The 22,456-nt window shown below is 72.2% G+C and carries 16 protein-coding genes; 8 read left to right on the top strand and 8 right to left on the bottom strand.

From position 1 onward, the window contains the following. Nucleotides 1-111: 111 nt before the first annotated feature. The 3 genes from rsgA to ACFY16_RS13805 all read left to right on the top strand — a co-directional run bounded on the left by rsgA (nucleotide 112) and on the right by ACFY16_RS13805 (nucleotide 3,017). Entirely contained in the window at nucleotides 112-1,026 is a 915-nt protein-coding gene (gene rsgA, locus ACFY16_RS13815; protein WP_390647315.1) for a ribosome small subunit-dependent GTPase A, read from the top strand. An 87-nt stretch (nucleotides 1,027-1,113) separates the two neighbouring features. Beyond that, nucleotides 1,114-2,526, top strand: a complete 1,413-nt coding sequence (locus ACFY16_RS13810; protein WP_390647314.1) for a bifunctional transcriptional activator/DNA repair enzyme AdaA — start codon at nucleotides 1,114-1,116, stop codon at nucleotides 2,524-2,526. After that, complete coding sequence (locus tag ACFY16_RS13805; RefSeq protein WP_390647313.1) at nucleotides 2,523-3,017, top strand: methylated-DNA--[protein]-cysteine S-methyltransferase; 495 nt, start codon at nucleotides 2,523-2,525, stop codon at nucleotides 3,015-3,017. Before ACFY16_RS13810 ends, ACFY16_RS13805 begins: the two co-directional genes overlap by 4 nt. A 134-nt stretch (nucleotides 3,018-3,151) precedes the next feature. Here ACFY16_RS13805 and ACFY16_RS13800 read toward each other — a convergent pair whose 3' ends face one another. Both ACFY16_RS13800 and ACFY16_RS13795 read right to left on the bottom strand, forming a co-directional pair. Then, a complete protein-coding gene (locus tag ACFY16_RS13800; RefSeq protein ID WP_355505055.1) occupies nucleotides 3,152-3,634 on the bottom strand; it encodes a DUF456 domain-containing protein in 483 nt (160 codons plus the stop codon). A 36-nt stretch (nucleotides 3,635-3,670) separates the two neighbouring features. Beyond that, complete coding sequence (locus tag ACFY16_RS13795) at nucleotides 3,671-4,651, bottom strand: helix-turn-helix domain-containing protein (RefSeq protein ID WP_390647312.1); 981 nt, start codon at nucleotides 4,649-4,651, stop codon at nucleotides 3,671-3,673. Between the two features lie 441 nt (nucleotides 4,652-5,092). On the opposite strand from ACFY16_RS13795, the gene ACFY16_RS13790 reads away from it, so the two are divergent. Continuing rightward, a complete protein-coding gene (locus ACFY16_RS13790) occupies nucleotides 5,093-6,565 on the top strand; it encodes a protein phosphatase 2C domain-containing protein (RefSeq protein ID WP_390647311.1) in 1,473 nt (490 codons plus the stop codon). A 65-nt stretch (nucleotides 6,566-6,630) separates the two neighbouring features. Further along, on the top strand, nucleotides 6,631-8,373 hold the full coding sequence (locus tag ACFY16_RS13785) for a pyruvate dehydrogenase (protein WP_390647310.1): 1,743 nt from the start codon (nucleotides 6,631-6,633) through the stop codon (nucleotides 8,371-8,373). Nucleotides 8,374-8,513: 140 nt separating this feature from the next. Here the strand turns inward: ACFY16_RS13785 and ACFY16_RS13780 are convergent, their stop codons facing one another. Next, entirely contained in the window at nucleotides 8,514-8,870 is a 357-nt protein-coding gene (locus ACFY16_RS13780; protein ID WP_390647309.1) for an SH3 domain-containing protein, read from the bottom strand. Nucleotides 8,871-9,120: 250 nt separating this feature from the next. Here ACFY16_RS13780 and ACFY16_RS13775 point away from each other — a divergent pair, with 250 nt between their 5' ends. After that, the gene (locus ACFY16_RS13775; protein ID WP_390647308.1) at nucleotides 9,121-12,111 is read left to right on the top strand and encodes a BTAD domain-containing putative transcriptional regulator; all 2,991 of its coding nucleotides are present in this window, start codon (nucleotides 9,121-9,123) and stop codon (nucleotides 12,109-12,111) included. A 49-nt stretch (nucleotides 12,112-12,160) separates the two neighbouring features. On the opposite strand, the gene ACFY16_RS13770 is transcribed toward ACFY16_RS13775, so the two are convergent. Continuing rightward, nucleotides 12,161-15,187, bottom strand: a complete 3,027-nt coding sequence (locus tag ACFY16_RS13770; RefSeq protein WP_390647307.1) for an alpha-mannosidase — start codon at nucleotides 15,185-15,187, stop codon at nucleotides 12,161-12,163. A gap of 250 nt (nucleotides 15,188-15,437) precedes the next feature. Between ACFY16_RS13770 and ACFY16_RS13765 the strand changes: the two genes are divergently transcribed. Beyond that, nucleotides 15,438-15,896, top strand: a complete 459-nt coding sequence (locus tag ACFY16_RS13765) for an ATP-binding protein (RefSeq protein WP_390647306.1) — start codon at nucleotides 15,438-15,440, stop codon at nucleotides 15,894-15,896. A gap of 107 nt (nucleotides 15,897-16,003) precedes the next feature. Here ACFY16_RS13765 and ACFY16_RS13760 read toward each other — a convergent pair whose 3' ends face one another. Together ACFY16_RS13760 and ACFY16_RS13755 are read right to left on the bottom strand one after the other, a co-directional pair. Continuing rightward, the gene (locus ACFY16_RS13760) at nucleotides 16,004-17,050 is read right to left on the bottom strand and encodes a DUF2637 domain-containing protein (RefSeq protein ID WP_390647305.1); all 1,047 of its coding nucleotides are present in this window, start codon (nucleotides 17,048-17,050) and stop codon (nucleotides 16,004-16,006) included. A 303-nt stretch (nucleotides 17,051-17,353) separates the two neighbouring features. After that, the gene (locus ACFY16_RS13755; RefSeq protein WP_390647304.1) at nucleotides 17,354-18,187 is read right to left on the bottom strand and encodes a (2Fe-2S)-binding protein; all 834 of its coding nucleotides are present in this window, start codon (nucleotides 18,185-18,187) and stop codon (nucleotides 17,354-17,356) included. A gap of 166 nt (nucleotides 18,188-18,353) precedes the next feature. Here ACFY16_RS13755 and ACFY16_RS13750 point away from each other — a divergent pair, with 166 nt between their 5' ends. Continuing rightward, nucleotides 18,354-19,163 carry a GntR family transcriptional regulator gene (locus ACFY16_RS13750; protein WP_390647303.1) on the top strand — a complete coding sequence of 270 codons (810 nt, stop codon included), beginning with the start codon at nucleotides 18,354-18,356 and terminating at the stop codon, nucleotides 19,161-19,163. A 312-nt stretch (nucleotides 19,164-19,475) separates the two neighbouring features. Here the strand turns inward: ACFY16_RS13750 and ACFY16_RS13745 are convergent, their stop codons facing one another. Continuing rightward, nucleotides 19,476-20,255, bottom strand: coding sequence for a hypothetical protein (locus tag ACFY16_RS13745; RefSeq protein ID WP_390647302.1), 780 nt, complete (start codon nucleotides 20,253-20,255; stop codon nucleotides 19,476-19,478). Nucleotides 20,256-20,407: 152 nt separating this feature from the next. Then, the gene (locus ACFY16_RS13740) at nucleotides 20,408-22,135 is read right to left on the bottom strand and encodes a PucR family transcriptional regulator (RefSeq protein ID WP_390647301.1); all 1,728 of its coding nucleotides are present in this window, start codon (nucleotides 22,133-22,135) and stop codon (nucleotides 20,408-20,410) included. Nucleotides 22,136-22,456 lie beyond the last annotated feature (321 nt).

Genomic DNA, 22,456 nt, shown 5'->3' with positions numbered 1-22,456 from the left:
GCCCCGTACGCACAGCAGGGTTTGTTGCCCGGCCGTGTCGTGCGTGTCGACCGTGGTCAGTGTGATGTCGTCACTTCGGCAGGCGTTGTCCGTGCCGATACCGAGTTCGTCGTGCCCCGTGACCCGATGAAGGTCGTGTGCACGGGGGACTGGGTCGCCGTCGACCCTGACGGCAGCGATCCGCGGTACGTACGGACGCTCCTCCCGCGCCGTACCGCCTTCGTGCGCTCCACCTCCTCCAAGCGGTCCGAGGGGCAGATCCTCGCCGCCAACGTCGACCACGCGGTCATCGCCGTGTCCCTGGGCGCCGAACTCGACCTCGGCCGGGTCGAGCGGTTCCTCGCCCTGGCCTGGGAGTCCGGGGCCCAGCCCGTGGTCGTGCTCACCAAGGCCGACCTCGTGCCGGACCCGGTGGGGCTGTCGTACCTCGTCCAGGACGTGGAGACGACGGCGCCCGGAGTGCCGGTGCTGACCGTCAGCGCCCACGACGGGGACGGCCTCGACCTGCTCGTCGCCCTCGTCTCCGGCGGCACGGCCGTGCTGCTCGGGCAGTCCGGCGCGGGCAAGTCGACGCTCGCGAACGCGCTGCTCGGGGACGACGTGATGGAGGTGCAGGCCACGCGGGACGTCGACGGGAAGGGCCGCCATACGACGACCACCCGCAACCTGCTCGCCCTGCCGGGCGGCGGCGTACTGATCGACACCCCCGGGCTGCGCGGGGTCGGACTGTGGGACGCCGAAAGCGGCGTCGGTCAGGTCTTCGCCGAGATCGAAGAGCTGGCACGGGAGTGCCGGTTCCACGACTGCTCGCACGTGAGCGAGCCGGGGTGCGCGGTGCTGGCCGCCATCGAGACGGGGGAGCTGCCCGAGCGACGGCTCGAGAGCTACCGCAAGCTGGTCCGGGAGAACCAGCGGATCGTCGCCAAGACCGACGCGAGGCTCCGGGCGGAGATCCGCAAGGACTGGAAGCGGAAGGGAGCGGAGGGGCGGGCCGCCATGGAGGCGAAGAGAGGGCGTTGGCAGTGATCCGTACGTAGCCGCAGGCCGGCGGGCGAGCGCCAGGTCCGATTCCCGCCAGCCCCACGTCCCGGCATCGCCCACACTGGCCTTGTGATGGACGAGGACACCAGGTACGAGGCCGTACGCAGCCGGGACGCCCGTTTCGACGGCGAGTTCTTCTTCGCCGTCGAGACGACCGGCATCTACTGCCGGCCGAGTTGCCCCGCCGTGACCCCGCGGCGGCGCAACGTGCGGTTCTTCGCGACGGCCGCCGCCGCGCAGGGCTCGGGGTTCCGGGCCTGCCGGCGGTGCCGGCCGGACGCCGTGCCGGGGTCGGCCGCGTGGAACGCGCGGGCCGACGTGGTGGGCCGCGCGATGCGGCTGATCGGCGACGGCGTGGTCGACCGGGAGGGCGTCGCCGGGCTCGCCGTACGGCTGGGGTACAGCGCCCGGCAGGTGCAGCGGCAGCTCACCGCCGAGCTCGGCGCGGGGCCGGTCGCCCTGGCGCGGGCCCAGCGGGCGCACACCGCGCGCGTGCTGCTGCAGACGACCGAGCTGTCGGTCACCGAGATCGCGTTCGCGTCGGGGTTCGCCAGCGTACGGCAGTTCAACGACACCGTCCGGGCCGTGTACGCCTCGACGCCGAGCGAGCTGCGGGCCGCCGCGCCCCGGGTCGGACCGAGGGCCAGGGCCACGCCCGCCGCCGGGATCCCGCTGCGGCTCGCCCACCGCGGGCCCTACCAGGCCGGCCCCGTCTTCGACCTGCTCGCCCGCGAGGCCGTCCCAGGCGTCGAGGAGGTGAGCGGTGCCCGGGGCGACCGTACCTACCGGCGCACCCTGCGCCTGCCGCACGGCACCGGGATCGTCGCGGTCCACGAGCGGCCGGGAACGCAGCGGGGGACCGTGGCCGCCCACTCCGGCGGCTGGCTCGACGCCGGGCTGCAGCTCACCGATCCACGGGACCTCACCACCGCCGTACAGCGGCTGCGGCGGCTGTTCGACCTCGACGCCGATCCGTACGCCGTCGACGAGCGGCTCGGCGCCGACCCGAGGCTCGCCCCGCTGGTCGCCGCCCGGCCGGGGCTGCGCTCACCGGGCGCCGCCGACCCGGAGGAGCTGGCGCTGCGGGCGCTGATGGGGCGGGCGGCGGCCGAGCAGCTGGTGCGCGGCTGCGGCAAGGCGCTGGACGCGCCCACCGGCACGCTCACCCACCTCTTCCCGGAACCCGCCGCCCTCGCCGAGGCCGAGCGGGACGGCCCCCTGGGCACGCTCGCCGCCGCCCTCGCCGACGGGACCGTACGGTTGGACGCGGGCGCCGACCGGGACGACGCGCAGCAGGCCCTGCTCGCCCTGCCCGGCATGGACGCCCGGACGGTCGCCGTCATCCGCACCCGCGCCCTCGGCGACCCGGACGTCGCGCCCCCCGGCATGGACGTCCCCGACACCTGGCGCCCCTGGCGCTCGTACGCACTGCACCACCTGCGCGCGGCAGCGGAGCGGGACGAAGACGAATGGGAGGACCGATGACCGGCCCGACGTACTGGACCAGCCTCGACAGCCCTGTCGGGCAGCTCCTGCTCACCGCCGACGCCGACGGTGTACTGGTCTCGCTGTCCCTGTCCGGCCAGAAGGGCGGCCGGACCCTCGCGGACCTGGACGGCCTGCGGCCGGATCCCGCGCCCTTCCGCGAGGCCGCGGAGCAGCTCGCCGCCTACTTCGCCGGTGAACTCAAGGAGTTCCGGCTGCCGATGCGCGCCGAGGGCACGCCCTTCCGCGAGAAGGTGTGGGACGCCCTCGACACCGTGCCCTACGGGGCGACCACCACCTACGGCGAGATCGCCGCGCGGATCGGAGCCCCCAGAGCCGCCGTGCGGGCCGTCGGCGGTGCGATCGGCGCCAATCCGCTGCTCGTCGTCCGCCCGTGCCACCGGGTGATCGGCGCCGACGGCTCGCTGACGGGATACGCGGCGGGTCTGGAGCGCAAGGTGCGGCTGCTGACGCTCGAAGGTGCCTTCTGAGCGCCCTCCCGGCGCCGCCGACGCCGCCCTCCTCCAGCCCCCGGCTGTGGATCCGCCGCGACGACCAGGGCGACCTTCGGGTTGTGCCGCAGGTTGCGCTGAGGGCTTACCGCGGCGGGGCCCGGGCCCGTTCGTCACCCCCACACCACCGCCCCCAGCCAGGCCCCCATGATCAGCAGGCAGGTGAACAGCTCCGCGAGGACGCTCCAGCCGCCGGCCCGCATCGCCGTGCGGACCGCGGCCCTGGCCGCCCTGGACCGGCCGAGGCGAAGCCGTTCGCACAGATAGATGCCGCCCAGGAAACCGGGGATCGCGCCGAGCACGGGTATCAGAAAGAAGCCGGCGAACGCCCCGGCCCCCGCGTAGACCGCCATGCGGGGGGTGGCACCGCTCTCGCGCAGCCGTCGGGGCGGCAGGGCCCAGCGCACCACCTGGTAGAAGAACAGCGCGAAGGTGGCGCCCACGAGGACGCCCCAGGCGACCGGTCGAGGGTCCTTCAGGGCCCACCACAGGACCCCGGCCCACACCAGCCACGACCCCGGCACGCCGGGCACCAGCACTCCGCACAGGCCGAGCAGGATGACGAGGCCGACCAGCAGGAGTTCCCACACTCCCATCTGCCCAGCGTGCCTGAGCCCGGGGGGAACCGCAGGTCAGTCCCGTGCCACCCAGCCCCGTTCGTACACATGCCAGCCCAGCTGCAGCCGGGTCGTCACCCCCGTCAGTTCCATCAGCCGCTTCACCCGGCGCTGCACGGTCCGCAGGCCCAGGTCGAGCTGCTTGGCGACGCTCGCGTCGGTCAGCCCGGCCAGCAACAGGGAGAGGATCTCCAGGTCGGTGCCGTCGGGGCCGTCCGGCTCCTGCTCCGTGACGCCGTCCGTGCCGAGCCGCAGCGGCAGGGCGTCCCGCCACACCGACTCGAAGAGGCCCGACAGCAGCTCCAGCAGCCCGCTGGAGTGCACCACGAGCGCCGCGGGTTCGGTCATCTGCGAGGTGAGCGGCACCAGGGCGATGGCCCCGTCGGCGACCACCAGCTTCGTCGGCACCTTGTCCACGACCCGTACCTGCTCGTCGCGGCCGAGTGCGGCGGACAGCTCCGTGATGCCGTGCGGCTGGTCGAGCACCGCCCGCTCGATCACCACCCGGTAGCGGACGCCGCGGTCGGCCGCCTGTTCCTCCGCGTCGTTCTCCATGCCGGTCACCGCGACGGGACGGTCGGTGACCAGGGCGCACACCTCCTCGCTCGCCCCGAGTTGGAGCTGGAGGAAGCGTTGGGTGACGGCGGCCGCGCCCGTCACCACCTCGACCAGGTCGTGCACGGCGGGCTCGGCGGCCGACGCCCGGTACTCCTCGGCGAGCAGCGCCGCGGCGAGCTCCGCCTTCTCCAGTTCGTGCCGCTGCTGAGTGAGCAGCGCGCCGAGCGCCACCCCGGGCGGCGCGGCGACCCAGCGTCCGGGCCGGCCCGAGGACTGGGCCGCGAGCCCGTGCCGCTCCAGTCGGCGCAGGGCACGCTCGGTGTCCTGCTCCCCGAGGGTCAGCCGACGCGCCAGATCGGGCACGTCTGCCGCGCCCACGGACACCAGCGCGCGATACGCCGACTCGTGCATCGCGTCAAGACCTATCGCTCCCAGCATGGAGTGTCGTCCCTCCCCAAGACTTCACCGAAGGCAAAACCGGCGGTCAGAACCGTGGCGGGAACCGGCCACGGCGTAAACCCGCCTCCGCACATCATCGCCGTACCGCCGGTCACTCTGCCAATGTGGCGATACGGCAGTGCAACGTGATCAACCGGCACAGTCGATCTTCAGGAAAGTGGCCCACCACTTGCCGGGGCGGCCGAAAGGCACCCGGGTCACCAGACGTCGCCGGGCGGTTCTCCCGTGGGGGGTGGAGCCGCCCGGCGACTTTTCCCCTCACCTCTCGTTTCTCTCGCTTCTCTTCGTGCCTCACCACTCGTTTCTGGTCTCGCATCCCTGTTCGACTCTTCGCTCGACACGCGTCCGACGCGACGAGACCGCGCCGGAATTTCCTGATGCCCCGTTTTCATACGGCCCGTGCGGTGGACAATCAGGGGCATGAGCCAGCAGGGGGGAAGGCCCACCGGTCAGGAGGACGACTGGTGGGGGCAGCTGTACGACGACTCCACCGAGGACACGGGACCCGCGGTCGCGGCCGACTCGCTGGACGACCGGTTCGCCTCGGTGGCGGGGACGCTCGAGGCCGGACGGACCGCGCCGGAAGACGCGGCTCCGAGCGAAGGGCCGCCACGGCGGGGCGCCCCCGGGGATTCCCCGTCCACACCCGAGGGCCCCGCGACCTTCCCGCCCGGACCGATGCCGCCGGGGTTCGAGCAGCGCACACCCCGGGAGCGTACGAGCTCCACGACCGGTCCTGCCGTGACCGTGACGGGCGGCCGCACCTCCATGGAGGCACCAGCCCCGGAGGAAGGCGCCGACGCCACCTCCGCCGCCGCGGAAGGCGGCCCGCCCCGCCCCGATTCCTCCCCGACCGTCCCACCCCGGGCCGCGCGTACGACGGAAGGCGCCGCCGCCGACATCCGCACCGCCACCCGCCTCGACCTCCCCACCGTCGACTACGTCGGCTCCGGCCCACCCACCTACGACGCCGAGCCCACCGCGCTGCCGCCCGCCGACCCAGACGAACTCGACGACCTGGTCGCCGACACCGTGCTCGACGGGGCCCGCTACGGCGCCTGCACCCTGCGCGCGGTGTCCGCGCGCGGGGACTCGGCGCGCTTCCGGGGCGAGCCGCGCCGCGACTCGCTGCTCACCGCACGCTTCGGCCACGGCGAGACGGCACTGGTGCTGGTGGCGATGGCGACCGGAGCCCGCGCCACGGCCGGGGCGCACCGGGCGGCCGCCGAGGCCTGCCACTGGATCGGCCGGGCGGTGGGCCGCAGCCACGCCCGGCTCGCGGAGGACATCCGGGCCGGCCGGCGCGGTGACCTCAAGTCCGGCCTGCACCGCCTCACCGACCGCAGCCTCGGCAAGCTCCGTGCCAGCGCCGCCGAACAGGGCATCGACCCCGACGAGTACGCGGCCGGCCTGCGCTGCCTGCTGCTCCCCGCCGACCCCGCATGCCGTACGCGCGTCTTCTTCGGCGTCGGCGGGGGCGGTTTGTTCCGGCTGCGGGACGGCGAGTGGCAGGACATCGAGCCGCGGGTCACCGAGATCACGGGGGAGCCGGTGGTCGGCTTCGGCTCGCTGCCCAGCGAGACCCCCGAGGGCGACCGGCTCACCATGGACCTGGGCATCCCGACCCCTCCGAGCCCGTACGAACCCGCCCCCGGGCCGCCCCGCGAACCCTTCCGCTTCCGCGCCTCGGTAGCCCGACCGGGTGACACGCTGCTGGTGTGCACCGGCGGCCTCGCCGAGCCGCTGCGCGGCGAGCCCGAACTGTGCGGGTACCTGGGCGGGCGGTGGTCGGGCCCGGTGGCGCCCGGCCTCGCGGCGTTCCTCGCCGACACCCTGGTCCGGGTCAAGGGGTACGCGGACGACCGTACGGCGGCCGCTGTTTGGGAGGCGTAACGGCACTCGCTGTGAATTCATGGAACCCAAAGGCATCCCCGGAGACCGAAGGGGTACACAGCGTCATGGCCAAGCAGAACGTAGCCGAGCAGTTCGTCGACATCCTCGTCCGTGCCGGAGTCAAGCGCCTGTACGGCGTGGTCGGCGACAGCCTGAACCCGGTCGTGGACGCCGTACGCCGGAACTCCGCCATCGACTGGATCCACGTCCGCCACGAGGAGACGGCGGCCTTCGCGGCCGGCGCCGAAGCCCAGATCACGGGGAAGCTGGCGGCCTGCGCGGGCTCCTGCGGGCCCGGCAACCTCCACCTCATCAACGGCCTGTACGACGCCCACCGCTCCATGGCCCCGGTCCTGGCCCTCGCCTCGCACATCCCCTCCAGCGAGATCGGCCTCGGCTACTTCCAGGAGACCCACCCCGACCAGCTGTTCCGTGAGTGCAGCCACTACAGCGAGCTGATCTCCAACCCGAAGCAGATGCCCCGGCTGCTGCAGACCGCCATCCAGAACGCGGTCGGCCGCAGCGGGGTCAGTGTCGTCTCCCTCCCCGGCGACATCGCCGACCAGCCCGCCCCGGAGAAGGCCGTCGAGACCGCCCTCGTCACCACCCGCCCCTCCGTCCGGCCCGGCGACACCGAGATCGACCGGCTGGTCGAGATGATCGACGAGGCCGAGAAGATCACCCTGTTCTGCGGCAGCGGCACGGCCGGCGCGCACGCCGAGGTCATGGAGTTCGCCGGGAAGGTCAAGTCCCCGGTGGGGCACGCGCTGCGCGGGAAGGAATGGATCCAGTACGACAACCCGTACGACGTCGGCATGAGCGGACTGCTCGGCTACGGCGCGGCCTACGAGGCCACCCACGAGTGCGACCTGCTGATCCTGCTCGGCACCGACTTCCCGTACAACGCCTTCCTGCCCGACGACGTGAAGATCGCCCAGGTCGACGTCCGGCCCGAAAACCTCGGCCGGCGCTCGAAGCTGGATCTCGCGGTGTGGGGCGACGTGAAGGAGACGCTGCGCTGTCTCATCCCGCGGGTGCGGCCCAAGGAGAACCGCCGCTTCCTCGACAGGATGCTCAAGAAGCACGCGGACGCGCTGGAGGGGGTCGTCAAGGCGTACACGCGGAAGGTGGAGAAGCACGTGCCGATCCATCCGGAGTACGTCGCGTCCGTACTCGACGAGCTGGCGGACGAGGACGCGGTGTTCACCGTCGACACCGGCATGTGCAACGTCTGGGCCGCCCGCTACATCTCGCCCAACGGCCGTCGCCGCGTCATCGGTTCCTTCTCCCACGGCTCGATGGCGAACGCGTTGCCGATGGCGATCGGCGCGCAGTTCACCGACCGCGGCCGGCAGGTCGTGTCGATGTCCGGGGACGGCGGATTCTCCATGCTGATGGGCGACTTCCTGACCCTGGTGCAGCACGACCTCCCGGTGAAGGTCGTCCTGTTCAACAACTCCTCCCTCAGCATGGTGGAGCTGGAGATGCTGGTCGCGGGCCTGCCCTCGTACGGCACCGCCAACAAGAACCCCGACTTCGCCGCCGTCGCCCGTGCCTGCGGTGCCCACGGTGTGCGCGTCGAGAAGCCCAAGCAGCTCGCCGACTCCCTGAAGGGCGCCTTCCGGTACAAGGGCCCGGCCCTCGTCGACATCGTCACCGATCCCAACGCCCTGTCCATCCCGCCGAAGATCAGCGCCGACATGGTGACCGGCTTCGCGCTGTCCGCGTCGAAGATCGTGCTGGACGGCGGAGTCGGCCGGATGCTCCAACTGGCCCGCTCCAACCTGCGCAACGTGCCGCGGCCTTAGCTTGGCTCTGACGGGAATCTCCGGAGCGGGGAAACTCCAAGATCTCCGGCAGAGTCGGGCTGACCGGCAGGCACCCCGTCTTCGTCCGCGGCTGCCTTCTCCGGAGCAGCCGCAGACGAAGACGCCGTCGTCATGGAGCGTCAGCAGGGCACCAGGCTGCCGCCGTCGCTCAGCAGAGTGTCGCGGACCCACCCGTAGACGTCGGGGCTCTTGCTGTCGTTGCGCAGGTAGGTCCAGCTGTAGCCGTCGGCCCCCCAGGTGTAGCAGTGGTAGTCGAGATGGTTACCCGAGGCTGCGATGCCGTTGATGGCGCATGAGGTACTCGACCCGCTGCGCATGTTGGCTCCGCCTCCGGTGGCGTCCCAGGCGGTGGAGTCCTTGTCGGTCGCGCTGGTTCCGCACAGGGCGTTGGCGGATGCGGAGCCCGCGAAGGTGACGGGCAAGCACGCGGCGACGACGGCCACGGCCGGGAGAGCCCACATGATTCGACGTCTCAACGTTCCTCCTGTTGAAGGGACTGCCTCGCACCTGTGTTGATGCAAGGCGAGCAGGCGGGCCGGCTCCAGCCTCCGCAACGGCCGGCTGTGCGGCTCCCTGCGCTCGGTGTTTCCTCGTTCTCTCCGTACAGACCGGTACGGAAGGGCGTTCGACTGCCCTGCAGATAATCTTGGGACGGGTGTCTCATAAGCGGCTAACATGCCGCTAACACGGCCGAGGGGCCGACGGGCAGAGGGGCGGCTCCCGGGGGTGCAGGTGCGGTTCTCACTGCTTGGTGCGCTGACTGTCCACGACGGCGCTGAGGAGGTGCCCGTCGCGGGGCCGATACTCCGGTCGCTGCTCGCCACCCTGCTGCTGCGGGCCAACCGCCCGGTGACGATGGAAACCCTGTGCGCCGCCCTGTGGGGCGACTCCCCGCCCGAGTCGGCGCACGCCTCGCTCCACAACCATGTGGCCCGGCTCAGGCGGGCGATCGGCGCGGACCGGATCAGGTCCGTGGCAGGTGGTTACCTCCTGGCCGTCGGTGACGGTGAGTCGGACGTCGAGGAGTTCACCGGGCATCTGCAGCGCGCCCGTAGCGCGGTGCTGGCCGAGGACTGGGAGACGGTGTCTGCGGCGGTCACGGCGGCCCTCACGCTGTGGCGTGGTCGGCCGCTGTCGGATCGGCCCCGTGCGGCCGAGACCCACCCGGAGGTCGAGCAGCTCGTCGAGATGAGGCTGCAGGCGCTGGAGTGGCGCTTCGACGCAGCTCTCCATCAGGGCCGCGACCAGGGCCTGGTGGCGGAGCTGGCCAACTGCGTGGCTGAGCATCCCCTGCGTGAGGCGTTCCACCGCCAGCTGATGTTGTGCCTCTACCGTGCCGGACGGCGGGCTGAGGCATTGGAGGTGTATCACCGGTTGCGCCGCACGTTGGTCGCGGAGCTCGGTGTCGAGCCAGGGCCGGCTGTGCAGGAGGCGCATCAGCGGATCCTCACCGACTCCGAGCCGCAGCCGGTGCCCGCCCCGGCGGGGGAAATGCCACAGGCAGAAGCCGCTCGGGTGGCGGCGCCCATCCCGGCCCAACTACCGCCCACCGCGCGTAGTTTCGTCGGCCGCGGTGAGCAGATGGATAATCTGCGCGCGGTGCTCGGGCAGGACGCAGGCCGGCCGCGGCTCGCTGTGGTGTGCGGGATGGCGGGTGTCGGCAAGACCGCCCTGGCGGTGGAGACCGCCACAGCACTGCGCGACGTGTTCCCCGACGGGCAGTTGTTCCTCCGCCTGAACGGGGCCACCACGGGCCTGAGACCGCTGAGCCCGTGGCGGGCGCTGGCCATCCTGCTCAGGGACCTGGGCGTGCGGGCCGGACAGCTGCCCACCGGACCGGACGACACCGATGCGGCCGCCGCGCTGCTGCGTTCCGTCCTGGCGCCCACCCGCACCCTGCTCGTCCTGGACGACGCAGCGACCGCCGCCCAGGTACGTCCACTGTTACCCGCGGCCCCCGGCTGCGCGGTCCTGGTCACCAGCCGCTCCCCGCTGGCCACACTCGAAGCCGTGACGATCGCGCTCGATCCGCTCACCGAGGACGACAGCCTCGCACTGGTACGACTCGTGTCGGGGCGGGGCATCGCCGAGGGCGTGACGTCGGCCGACGGGTCCGTCCGTCGGCTGGTGGAACTGTGCGGCCGGCTTCCGCTGGCACTGCGGGTGATCTCCGCCCGGCTGGCGGCCCGGAGGAGCCTGTCCATCGACGCCGTGGTCGCATCGCTCACCGTGCAGCAACAACGGCTGGACCAACTGGACTTCGACGACCTGAGCGTCCGCGGTTCGCTGTCCGTCGCCTATCAAGCGCTGGCTCAGGCCGACAGCATCGACGATCGTACGGCCGCCCTCGCCTTTCGGCGGCTCGGTCTGCTCCACGTGGCCCACTACAGCCCGCCGGTGGCGGCCCGGCTCATGGGCGTCTCACACCGGCGGGCCGAGGCTGCCCTCAACCGGCTGGTCGACGTTGCTCTCCTGGAAGAAGTTCAGTTCGGGCACTACGTCCCGCACGACCTGGTCCGTGATGTCATGCGGGAACTGGCCCTTTCGCAAGACGGCGACGATGCCGTCACCCGCGCCGCGGCAACCGAACGCGCCGTGCACTGGTACGCGGCCATGACAAGCGGCGCCGCGCGCGCGGTGCTCCCACCAGGCCACCGTTGGGTCAAGCCGCTGACGCCCCCCGACGACATCCGGGTGCCCAGCGATGCGGACGAGGCGGTGACGTGGTTCGACGCCGAGCGCGCGAACCTGATGGCACTCCTCGGACAACCCGACCTCGCGTCCCTGTCCACCGATCACATCATTGCCCTGAGCCTTGCGACGAGTGCCGTCCTGATGCAACGGGGCCACTTCGAAACCTTGCTGTCCACGGCGCGCACGCTCGCGACACTGGCCGAAGCACACGGTTCGGACGAGGCACGGATTCTGGCTCACAACTACGTGGCCGCCGCGCACTGGGGAAGCGGACGACCCGAAGCTTCTCTGCAGACGGTGGACCACCTGATCGACGTGTGCCGGGCCATCGGGGATGACTACGGAATGCGTGCGGAGATGAGCAACCGTGGAATGCTGCTGCGGGAGCTCGGCCGCATGCAGGAGGCGGACGCGGCATTGCATGAATGCCTGCGACGCTGCCAGGAGGCGGGAGACCTCTACAACGAGGCGTTGACCTTGACGAACATCGGCAACATCCATTACGTCGAGGACCGACCGCAACTGGCCATTGGCTACTACGAGCAGAGCATTGCGGTTGGACGGAAGCTGGACATGCCCATCGTCGAGCTGCAGGCGCGCTGCAACATCGGACACGCTCACCTGGCACTTGGCGACAACGACAGCGCACTCCACCACTTCGAGGCCGCGTTGGCGTTCACTCTCGCGGAGAGCGACTGGGTAACCGAACGGGAGATCCGTCTTGGACTGAGCCGCAGCCTGCGGGCCGTCGGCGAGTACGACCGAGCCGACGGCGAGTGCGTGGTGGTCCTGGACCGCGCCCTTGCCCAGGGTGACATTGTTTCCCAACGGCTCGGCCATACGGAGCACGGTCATGTCCTGCATGCGGCCGGGCGCCATGCCGAGGCCCGCGCAGCCTGGGAAGCGGCACTGCTCCTGTGCGCCGATGACGTCACGGCAGAAGGTGAGTATCGCAGCCTCATTGCCTCTGCCGACCAGGCTGCGCAGGGTTCCTCTCAGCCCGACTCTGTCGCAACCGCGTAGCGCGCCTGCCCCTCCGCGGTTCCCGACAGAGCCGAGCTGGAGGTGCGGGTCACCCCCGCCGCAGCCTCAGGGTGCGGATCTCGAACGGTCGCAGGACCGTGGGACCGGAGGTCACCGACGTCTCGGACCGCGGTCGTTCGAGGAGATCCGTCATCTCCGTCCGGGACACCGGGAAGTCCGCCGTCAGCTCGAACCGGGCCCGCCCGCCCCGGGACTCGTAGAGCCGTACGACCACGTCTCCACTGCGGTCGTCCGCGAGCTTGACCGACTCGATCGTCACGGCCGGGTCGTCCACGCGCACCAGCGGCGCGAGGAGCGGCGCCTCGGTCACCCGCAGCGGCAGGTTGAGCGCCAGCCCCTCCGCGACCGCGTCCCCGACGCCCGCCCCCGGCAGCAGCGCGTAGGTGAAGCGGTGCGTGCCGAGGTCGGTCTCGGGGTCGGGACTGTGCGGGGCGCGCAGCAGGGTCAGGCGTACGGTCGTGCCGAGGCCGCCTTCGTGCGGGGTGCGGGTCACGTCGTGGCCGTACGTCGAGTCGTTGAGGACCGCCACGCCGTAGCCCTCCTCCGCGACCCGCAGCCAGCGGTGGGCGCAGATCTCGAAACGGGCCGCGTCCCAGGACGTGTTCGCGTGGGTGGGCCGATGGACGTGGCCGAACTGGATCTCGGCGGCGGAGCGCTCGGCGTGCACGTCGAGGGGGAAGGCGGCCTTGAGGACCTTCTCGGACTCCTGCCAGTCGACGTCCGTGACGATGTCGAGGCGCCGGCTCGCCGCCGTGAGCCGGATCTCCTGGGTGATCCGGGACTTGCCGAACGTCCGGGTCACCCGCACCGTCGCCCGCAGCGGCCCCTCCTCCAGCAGCTCGACCGACTCGGCGTCCGTCAGGTCCGTGTGCCGGCGCCGGTAGTGCCGGTCGATGTCCCAGGCGTCCCAGGCGTTGGGGTGGTCGGGGTGCAGTTGGAGGAGGTTGCCCCGGCCGCACAGGACTTCACGGTCCGCCGTGAGATCCCGTACGGACTCGATCAGACCGTCGGCGTCGATCCGTACGCGCGTCCAGGCGTTCTCCAGCACGATGGTGTCGCCCGTGCGTTCGGTCCGCACGGTCCCGACGGCCTCGGAGGCCGTCGCCGCGACCGCCGCGCTTCCCAGCCCCGGCACCGTCACGACGCCGTCCCCGACCACCTCGGTCCGTTCGTACGGTGATGAGTTGAGCGCCGTCCGCCGGCCCGGCCCCAGCGCCCGCACCGCCTCCGCCGTGATCTCCGCCAGCTCCCCCAGCACACGCGCGTACGTCTCCCGTGCCTCCCGGTGCACCCACGCGATCGACGAGCCCGGCAGGATGTCGTGGAACTGGTGCAGCAGCACCGTCTTCCACAGCCGGTCCAGGGCGTCGTGGGGATAGGCGTACGCCGGACTGCGCACCGCTGCCGTCGTGCACCACAACTCCGCCTCGCGCAGGGCGTGTTCGCAGCGCCGGTTGCCCTGCTTGGTCTTGGCCTGCGTGGTGTAGGTGGCCCGGTGCAGTTCGAGGTACAGCTCGCCCGACCACACCGGCGCGTGCGGACCGTACTCCTCCTCGGCGGCGGCGAAGAAGGCGGAGGGCTGTTCGATCTCGACCCGTGGTGAGCCCTCCAGCGAACGCAGGCGCCGCGCCTTCTCCAGCATCTCCCTCGTGGGACCGCCACCGCCGTCGCCCCAGCCGAAGGGGACCAGGGAGCGGGTGGCGCGGCCCTTGTCGGCGAAGTTGCGCTCCGCGTGGGCGAGTTCGCGGCCGTGCAGCTGCGAGTTGTACGTGTCGACCGGCGGGAAGTGGGTGAAGACGCGTGTGCCGTCGATGCCCTCCCACCAGAAGGAGTGGTGAGGCATGCGGTTGGACTGGTTCCAGCTGAGTTTCTGGGTGAGGAACCAGCGGATTCCGGCCAACTTCGCGAGCTGCGGGAAGGCGGCGGTGTAGCCGAAGGAGTCGGGCAGCCAGATCTCCTCGGTCTCCACGCCCAGCTCCTCGGCGAAGAAGCGCCTGCCGTGGGTGATCTGGCGGACCAGCGCCTCACCGCCGGGCATGTTGGCGTCCGACTCCACCCACATCGAGCCGACCGGCGCCCAGTTGCCGTCCCGCACCGCCTTCCTGATGCGCTCCCAGATGTGCGGCTGGTGCTCCTTCACCCACGCGTACTGCTGGGCCTGCGAACAGGAGAAGACCAGCTCGGGGTAGTCGGCGGCGAGTGCGGTGACGTTGGCGAAGGTGCGGGAGGCCTTGCGGACGGTCTCGCGCAGGGGCCACAGCCAGGCCGAGTCGATGTGGGCGTGCCCGGTCGCCGAGACGCGGTGCGCGCTCGCGGAGGCCGGGCGGGACAGGACGTCCGTGAGGGCCGCGCGGGCCGCGGGGGCCGTGCCGGGCACGTCGTGCAGGTCGAGCGTGTCGAGCATGTCCTCCAGGGCGCGCAGGATCTCGTGGCGCCGCGGACGGTCCGCGTCCAGCTCGTGCATCAGCTCCGACAGCACCTCGATGTCGAGGACCAACTGCCACACGTGCTCGTCGAGTACGGCCAGTTCGGCAGAGCGGAATCGGTAGACGGGCCGATCTCCCGCGGTCAGGACGTCTCCCAGGCGCGTCGGCTCGAAGCCGTGCAGTACCGCCGGGTTGGCCGCCGCTTCCAGGAGCAGATGGACCGGCTCGCCTCCGCTCGCGGGGTGGCCGACGGTCAGGTGACGGTTGCGCGGGTGAATTCCTTTCAGCGGCACTCCGGCGGCGTCGTACAGCAGCCCCTCCGCCTGGAAACCGGGCCCGTCGCCGGTGAACCCGGGGTCGATCACCGCCTCCACCCGGCGGCCCGCCCACTCCTCGGGAACCCGCCCCTCCAACCGGAACCAGCTCGTCGACCAGGGCTTTCCCCACTCCGTGCCGGCCGTGAAGGGCTGGTAGGCCGCCTGCAGGGCCTGGTCCACCGGCACCGGCTCACCCGGCACGTGCCACACGGACAGCACCAGCGGCACCCTGGCCCCGTACTGCGCGGGCCGCACGAACTGTCGCAGGGCCCGCTCCAGGCGCGCCTCCACCAGGGTTCGGTCGTCGTGCACGGCGGTCTCCTCGGCGGCTCGGACGGCTCTGTCAGATGTCCTGTACCCACCCGGGCGGCTCCGCGGACACTTGTCCTGGCATCCGTCCGAGGTGCCGTGTGCGTGGCCGAACACCTGGTCGTCGAGGATTCGACATGACTGCCGCCGCGCCTGTGGGGCATGGATCCCGTGAACGTGTTCGAGCTGGAGGGGAACCGACATCGGCGCGCGGGCGGGGGTCATGAAGAGGCAGGCACGGGGGAGCGGGCCCATGGCGATCGGGGTCGCCTCGGCGAACACGAGGACAGCGGACGAAGAGGCCGACGGCGCCGGGGAGCGGGCGCGGTCGCCGCAGCTGCGGCGCAGACTGGGGCGGGCGGACCTGCGCGCGGTGCCCGAGGCGCGCAGGGCGCTGCGCGAACTGCTGCGGCACTGGGGGAAGCCGGGTCGGTCGGAGATCGCGGAGCTGCTCACCAGCGAGCTCGTCACCAACGCCCTCGTGCACACCGACCGCGAGGCGCTGCTGACCGCCACCGTCGGGCCCGACGGGCTCCGGGTGGAGGTACGGGACTTCGTCGCCCGCCGGCCCCGGCTGCCGGTACCGGACACCGACGACAGTACGCACGGCAGGGGTCTGGTCCTGGTGCAGTCCCTCGCGGACGCGTGGGGTGTGCAGCCGCACGGGGTCGGGAAGGCGGTGTGGTTCGAGCTCGACGCGAATGCCGCGTGACGAACCGCGTGACGAACGGCGTGCCGACGCTCATGACGAACGGGAGGGGGGTGCGGCTCGCCGGAGCCGCACCCCCCTCCCGTGATGCCCGGTCCCGGGCTGTCCGCTCAGCCGAACTGCTGCTCGAGGTCCTTGAGCTTGCGCTCCAGGGAGTCGAGGCGCGGCAGGGCCATGGTGTCGTCCTCGGTGGTCAGGTCGACGGTGATCGGGTCAGAACCGGTCCGTACGGGCTGAAGGGACGGACGTGAGGGCACGGGCGGCAGCTGTTCCGGCGACGATATGGCAGGCTCCGCGGTGACTCGCTCGGAGCCGCGCTCCAGGGCCTGTGCCTCCATCTGGCGGCCGCCGCCGCGTCCCACGAAACCGCGGTGACCCCGGCTGATCGCCTTGAGCTGCGCCCGCTCGACGCGCTCCTTGTCGCGGCGCCGCAGTCGGGCCGCTTCCTTCTGGCGCTTGTCCTCGCGTACCTCGTCGACGGCCTCGTCCAGGCTGCGCACACCCTCCAGGAGCATCAGCGACCAGGCACTGTACGTCTCACGCGGGGCCCGCAGCCAGCGGACGATGCGGATCTGCGGCAGCGGACGCGGCACCAGACCCTGCTCGCGCAGCGCGGCCCGGCGGGTCTGCTTCAGCGCGCGGTCGAACAGGACCGCCGCGGAGAGGGACATGCCGGAGAAGAACTGCGGCGCGCCGTCGTGGCCGGCGCCCCGCGGCGCGTGAACCCAGTTGAACCAGGCGGCGGCACCGGCGAACGTCCACACGAGTATCCGGGAGCCGAGGGCCGCGTCGCCGTGGCTCGCCTCGCGCACCGCGAGCACGGAACAGAACATCGCCGCACCGTCGAGGCCGAACGGCACCAGGTATTCCCAGCCGCCGGAGAGGCCGAGGTTCTGCTCACCGAAGCCGACCAGGCCGTGGAAGGAGAGCGCGGCGGCCACAGCCGCACAGCAGAACAGCAGCACATAGGAGGCTGTGCCGTATATGGCCTCCTTGCGCCTGCGGCGCTCTTCGCTGCGCTCCCACGAGTCGTCCGCGCTCGTGTCCTTCCCCGAGGAGCGCTTTCCGCGCGCCAGCACCGCAACCGCCGCCAGCATGCCCAGGAGTAGTACGGCGCCGGGAAGCAGCCAGTTCAGCGATATGTCGGTCAATCTCATCTGGGGTCCCTTGCATTGGGATAGGGCGTAACGCCCGCCATAGTGGCCCAATTCCACCGGCCCTCAGGGGGTTTCGGGGCAAGAGGCCGCCAAGGAGGTGCAAGGGGATGCCCAGGGCGGCGTTCTGCTCGAACTGCCGCATGAGGGGCGGGAGTTGAGTTCGAATAAGACTACCTGTACGGGTGGTTCCACGGAAAGTTCCCGCGACAAGTGAGAAAGTTGTGAAGCGCCTGTAACCGTACCGGGGTCGAGTTCGTGGGCGATCTTACGGGACGCCCGGACGCGTCCGACCCTGAGGGGGTGTCAACTGGTTGCGACGGCCCTCAGCTTGGCGACCCGGTCGGCGTCGCAGGTGCGCGGGCAGGTGGCGCAGGTGTCCTCCGGGCGCACCGTGTAGAACATGCAGCAGCTCGCCCGGTCCCGGGTGGGCAGCGGCTCGCCGTCCGGCCCGGTCAGCTCACGGAAGGCGGCCGAGCCGACGTACGGCTCGGTCGCGCCCGGCAGCAGCAGTTCCAGCTCGCGCATGGCGCGCCGCTCCTCGCCGAGCAGGTGGGCGACGTACCAGAGCCCCTCGACGACCTCGTCGGTCACCATGCCCCACAGGGCGCGCCCGCGCCGCCGCATGCGCGGTCCGAACCCGGCGAGTACCGGCTCCATGTGCTCGGCGACCGCCGCGCGTACCTCCGTGCGCAGCGCCTCCTCGCCGGCGACCACCCGGGCGCCGGGCAGCGTCGCCGCGGGATCGCCCGGCAGGCAGGCGAAGGAGGCGGCGCGGACGGCCATGCGGCCGGCGACGCGGTCGTACGAGACATGCGTCACGGGGACGCGGGGCACCCGGCGGTGCAGGAACCAGGGCACGGTGATCAGCAGGCAGGCGGGCCAGGCGTACCGGTGCAGTCCGAAGCTCGCCACGACATCCGGGCGTGCCTTCTGTCCGTAGTCCCGCACCACCTGTGCGTCGTCCCAGGCCAGGAAGGCCTCGAGCCCGGCGCCGCCGTCCGAGAGCGAAGCCGCGCCGACCCAGCCGCCGCCCTCGGGGACGGCTGCCCCGGCGCCGAGCTCCGTGACGGCCAGCCCCGGGTAGACCTCGGTGAGCCGGGTGTACGCGTCCGCGACGGCCGACGTGAGCAAGGGCATACCGGGACCACCGAATCACGGTCGATTGAGGGCATTTGAAGGTAAGCCTTACCTTACCCTGCATTGGTTGGGATTTGAACGGGGGACTTCTGCGCCTAAGGTGCTTGACGGACGAGTAACAACCCGCCGTAATGACCCCAAGTACCGACAACCCGGAGGAGGGCCCGTGAAGCCGAGCGCGCAGGGCTCCGCCCGGCTGGGCACCCCCGAGGTGCGTCCGGGAGAGGTCCGGGTGCCGGCCCGGCAGCAGGCCGCGGACCTGGGCCGGGACCGCGAGCACGAGGCGCCGCCGAGCGGCGCCGCCCGCGGCGAGCACACCCACTGCGAGCAGCCGATCCCGCACCCGCGTCCCGCCGTCCAGCGGTCCTCGGTGCGCGGGCAGATCCTCGACGCCTTGCGCACTGCGCTGGTGACCGGGGAGCTCAGGCCGGGCGAGGTGTATTCGGCGCCCGCGCTGGGCGAGCGCTTCGGGGTCTCCGCGACGCCCGTGCGGGAGGCCATGCAGCAGCTCGCGCTGGAGGGGGCCGTCGAGGTCGTCCTCAACCGCGGGTTCCGGGTGATCGAGCGCGACGCGCGCGAGCTGGCCGAGCTTGCCGAGGTCAGGGGTCTGATCGAGGTCCCGGTGATGCTGCGCCTCGCCCGCGCCGTGCCGGCCGACCGCTGGGCCGAGCTGCTTCCGCTCGCCGAGGCGACGGTACGCGCCGCGTCCACCGGCTGCCGCGCCACGTACGCCGAGTCCGACCGCGCGTTCCACCGAGCGATGCTGGCCCTCGCGGGGAACGAACAGCTGGTCCGGATCGCCGACGACCTGCATCGCCGCGCGCAGTGGCCTCTTGTCGGGGATCCGGTCCGGCAGCGGCGCGCGGAGCTGGTGGCCGACGCGGCGGAGCACATGGCGCTGCTGGAGGCGTTGACCGCGCGGGACCTGGATGTGGTGCGGTCCCTGGTACGGGAGCACTTCGCCGGGGCGCCCTGAGCCGCGCACTCGCCGTGGGCTGCCGTGCGCGGGCGGGTCGCGCAGCCCGGCGCTGCCGGGGCGTCGCCCGCGCCGGCCGCGTCGCCCGCGCCCACCGGCGCCCACCCGCGCCCCCCGGCGCCCACCCGCGCCGGCCGCGCCCACCCAGCCTATGCGCGCCGCCCCTGGACGGCACGCATGCTCGCGGACTGACGGAGCAGCCGGGCTGTCGTCGGTTGCGCCTGCTCGGCTCGGCGGAGTGGCCGGGCTGTCGTCGGTTGCGTCTGCTGGTGTTGCTCCGCCGGCACAGTCGCCTGTGGCCCGGCGGAGCCGTCACGCCGTCGCCGCCGGTGGCGTCGGTGCCAGTTGTCGGGCCAGCCACGTCGGTACGCCGCCGAGGAGTCGGTACAGTCGCCGGGCCTCCTCGCGCAGGCGTGATGCCTCCGGCTCTGTCTCGGCGTCCGCCAGGGACGCCAGGGCGGGTGCCGTGCCGACCAGGTAGCCCAACTCCTCCCGGATCCGGAGGGATTCGGCGAAGCCGTGCCGGGCCTCCGCCAGTTCGCCGTCCCGGAGGGCGAGGCCCGCTAGGTGGCGCCAGGTGAAGGACAGCAGCAGCGCGTCGGAGTGCGCTACGGCGCCCGCGTGGGCCCGGCGGTAGGCGGCGCGTGCCGCCTGCGGGGAACGCGACAGGTTCTCGGCGAGCAGCCCCCGACGGAAGTCCAGCAGGGCCCGCCCCGCCACCCCCGGAGGGATCAGCGCCGCCGCCCGCCCCAGCGCGGCCCGCGCCTCGTCCGCCCGGTCGCGCACGCCGTGCAGCGTGGCCGCGTAGGCGAGTTGCCCGCGTTCGCAGGCTGCCGCGCCGCGCTCCTCGTCACCGGCCGCCAGCGCCTCGGCCGTACGCAGCGCGTCCTCGGCGTCCTGCCAGCCCTGCTCGGTGTACAGACACCGTTCGACCAGCAGCGCGGCCCGCTGCAGCGCGGCGGCCGCGGTCTCCGGCGGGAGCAGGGCCGCCGCGTCGGCCCAGCAGGCGCGTGAGCGCAACCGCCATACCGCGGTCTGGAGGGGATCGTCACCAGCGGTCGTTCCGTTACCAGACATGGCGGTATGCGCCACGTTGCCCTCCCCGAGCACGCCATCGAGCTTTGAGTGGTGGCGGCATTCCAGCACCAATCCTGGCGCCCGGCCAAGGGGGTGGGTGAAGGATTTCACAAAGTCGTGGGCCGGGGAGAGTACTTGATCCCCTTCCGTCCCACGCCGCCGTGACCTCAGCTCATGCGCAACGCCAGGAAGAAGTCCAGCTTGTCCTCGAGCCGGGACAGGTCACGGCTCGTCAACTGCTCGATCCTTCCCACCCGGTACCGCAACGTGTTGACGTGCAGGTGCAGCCGGGACGCGCACCGGGTCCAGGAGCCGTCGCAGTCGAGAAACGCCTCCAGGGTCGGGATCAGTTCGGCGCGGTGGCGGCGGTCGTAGTCGCGCAGGGGATCCAGCAGGCGGGCGGTGAAGGCCCGGCGGACGTCGTCCGGCACGAAGGGCAGCAGGAGCACGTGCGAGGCCAGTTCCTGGTGGCCCGCCGCGCAGACCCGGCCGGGGCGCGCCGCCGCGACCCGCCGGGCGTGCCGTGCCTCCTCCAGCGCCCCGCGCAGCCCCTCCGCCGAGTGCACGGCCGCGCTGACGCCGAGCGTGAGCCGCCCGTCGTCGTCGAGGCCGGCCGACAGCGGGTCCCGTACGGACTCCAGGAGCACGTCGGCGAGGACCCCCGCCTCGGAGCCGTCGTGCTCGCTCGACACGGCCGGCAGGGGTACGAGCGCGACGGCCTCGTCGCCCGTGTGGGCGACGGCGATGCGGTCGGAGGGCTCGGGGCCGGTGGCGAGCGGGTTGACCAGGATCTCCTCCAGGAGCGACTGGGCGACCGGGCCGCCCTCGACATACCCCGCCCCGCGCCCGCCACCACCCTCGACCGAGGGCCCCGCGGGACCGCCCCCTGCTTGCTCCCACTCGACCCGGGCCACGACCACCTGCCAAAGGGGGGCCGCGCCGAGGCCCGGCAGCAGCACCGGCGCCGCGACCCGCAGCCGCGCCGCGATCTCGGCGGGCGCCGCGCCCGTCTGCACCAGTTCGAGCACCTCCTGCGCCAGACGGCGCCGGACCGTGCGGGCCGCGTCCCGCCGGTCCCGCTCGACCGCGATCAGCTGGGTGACGCCCTGGAGCAGGTCGAGCCGCTCCTCGGGCCAGTCCCCGGCGTCCGCCTCCACCGCCAGCAGCCAGTCGGACAGCACGGTCTCGCGCACGTCCCGGGAGCCCTGCGACGAACGGCCGCTGCTGCGGATCGGGAAGAGCGAGTACGTGGCGGAGCCGAGCGTCACCCGGTGCGGCTTGCGCCGGCCCGTGCGGGTGGCGGTCAGGTGTTCCGCGGCGAGCCTGGCGCACACCTCGGCGGGCAGCGCGGGGCCCGCCACCTTCGGGCCCGCGATGAGCCGGCCGGCCGGGGAGAGCACCCAGGCTCGCAGGTCCAGGTCCGAGCCGAGCAGATCGAGGACCACGTCCGGGCCGCCGCCCGCCGGGCCCGAGGTCATCATCCGGCGGTGCCGGTCGACCACGGCCGCGAGGTCCCCGGCCCGCTCGCCGGACACCTGCCGGACCACGTGCTCGGTGATCGTCGCGAACGCCACCGACTCGTGCACCGCGAACAGCGGCATCCGGTGCCGGGCGCAGGCCACGACCAGGTCCTCGGGCACGTACCCGAACTCGGCCGTACCGGCGGCGACACCCGCCACCCCGGCCCCCGCCAGGGTCCGTACGAACGGCTCGGAGTCCTCGGCGTCCCGGCGCCACGCCAGTCCCGTCAGCACCAGCTCGCCGCCCGCCAGATAGCGGCTGGGGTCCCTGAGGTCGGTGGTCATCACACCGCGTACGGTGCGGTCCAGCTCGTCCTCGCCGCCGAGCAGCCGCAGACCCAGCGCATCGGTGTCCAGCAGTGCGCGCAGCCGCATTCTCGTCGCCGCCGTTCTTTGTCTCGAAATCTACGATGAATCTTGAAGGGTCTTGTGGTCAGGCGATCCGGCGAGAGGGTTCTCGGCGCGGGAGGGCGACGGCCCGGGAGATACCGGGCCGAGTCTCACGTTTCCACAGGAAAACCAAGAGGTTACTGATGGCTTCCGTTCATACGAATCTACAAGATGCCCCTGCTGGCCAGCCAACTCCTTCATGGTTTCGGTGACTGACCCCGTCGGAGTACCGCGCGGTGTACTGAGCTCACTCCGCGTAAACAGCACGTGAACGAGCCGGCCCCGCCGCACACGATCTGGCTCGAT

The organism is Streptomyces sp. NPDC001315, assembly GCF_042896175.1.
Classification (GTDB): domain Bacteria; phylum Actinomycetota; class Actinomycetes; order Streptomycetales; family Streptomycetaceae; genus Streptomyces.
The sequence above is the reverse complement of the archived record's forward strand: the minus strand, read 5'-3'. Positions and strand labels throughout refer to the sequence as shown.

Coding starts and splice junctions, on each gene's coding strand:
- ACFY16_RS13795 (WP_390647312.1), bottom strand. CDS start 4,651: ATGCTGGGAGCGATAGGTCTTGACGCGATGCACGAGTCGGCGTATCGC.
- ACFY16_RS13785 (WP_390647310.1), top strand. CDS start 6,631: ATGGCCAAGCAGAACGTAGCCGAGCAGTTCGTCGACATCCTCGTCCGT.
- ACFY16_RS13760 (WP_390647305.1), bottom strand. CDS start 17,050: ATGAGATTGACCGACATATCGCTGAACTGGCTGCTTCCCGGCGCCGTA.
- ACFY16_RS13765 (WP_390647306.1), top strand. CDS start 15,438: ATGGCGATCGGGGTCGCCTCGGCGAACACGAGGACAGCGGACGAAGAG.
- ACFY16_RS13805 (WP_390647313.1), top strand. CDS start 2,523: ATGACCGGCCCGACGTACTGGACCAGCCTCGACAGCCCTGTCGGGCAG.
- ACFY16_RS13800 (WP_355505055.1), bottom strand. CDS start 3,634: ATGGGAGTGTGGGAACTCCTGCTGGTCGGCCTCGTCATCCTGCTCGGC.
- ACFY16_RS13790 (WP_390647311.1), top strand. CDS start 5,093: ATGAGCCAGCAGGGGGGAAGGCCCACCGGTCAGGAGGACGACTGGTGG.
- ACFY16_RS13755 (WP_390647304.1), bottom strand. CDS start 18,187: ATGCCCTTGCTCACGTCGGCCGTCGCGGACGCGTACACCCGGCTCACC.
- ACFY16_RS13810 (WP_390647314.1), top strand. CDS start 1,114: ATGGACGAGGACACCAGGTACGAGGCCGTACGCAGCCGGGACGCCCGT.
- ACFY16_RS13740 (WP_390647301.1), bottom strand. CDS start 22,135: ATGCGGCTGCGCGCACTGCTGGACACCGATGCGCTGGGTCTGCGGCTG.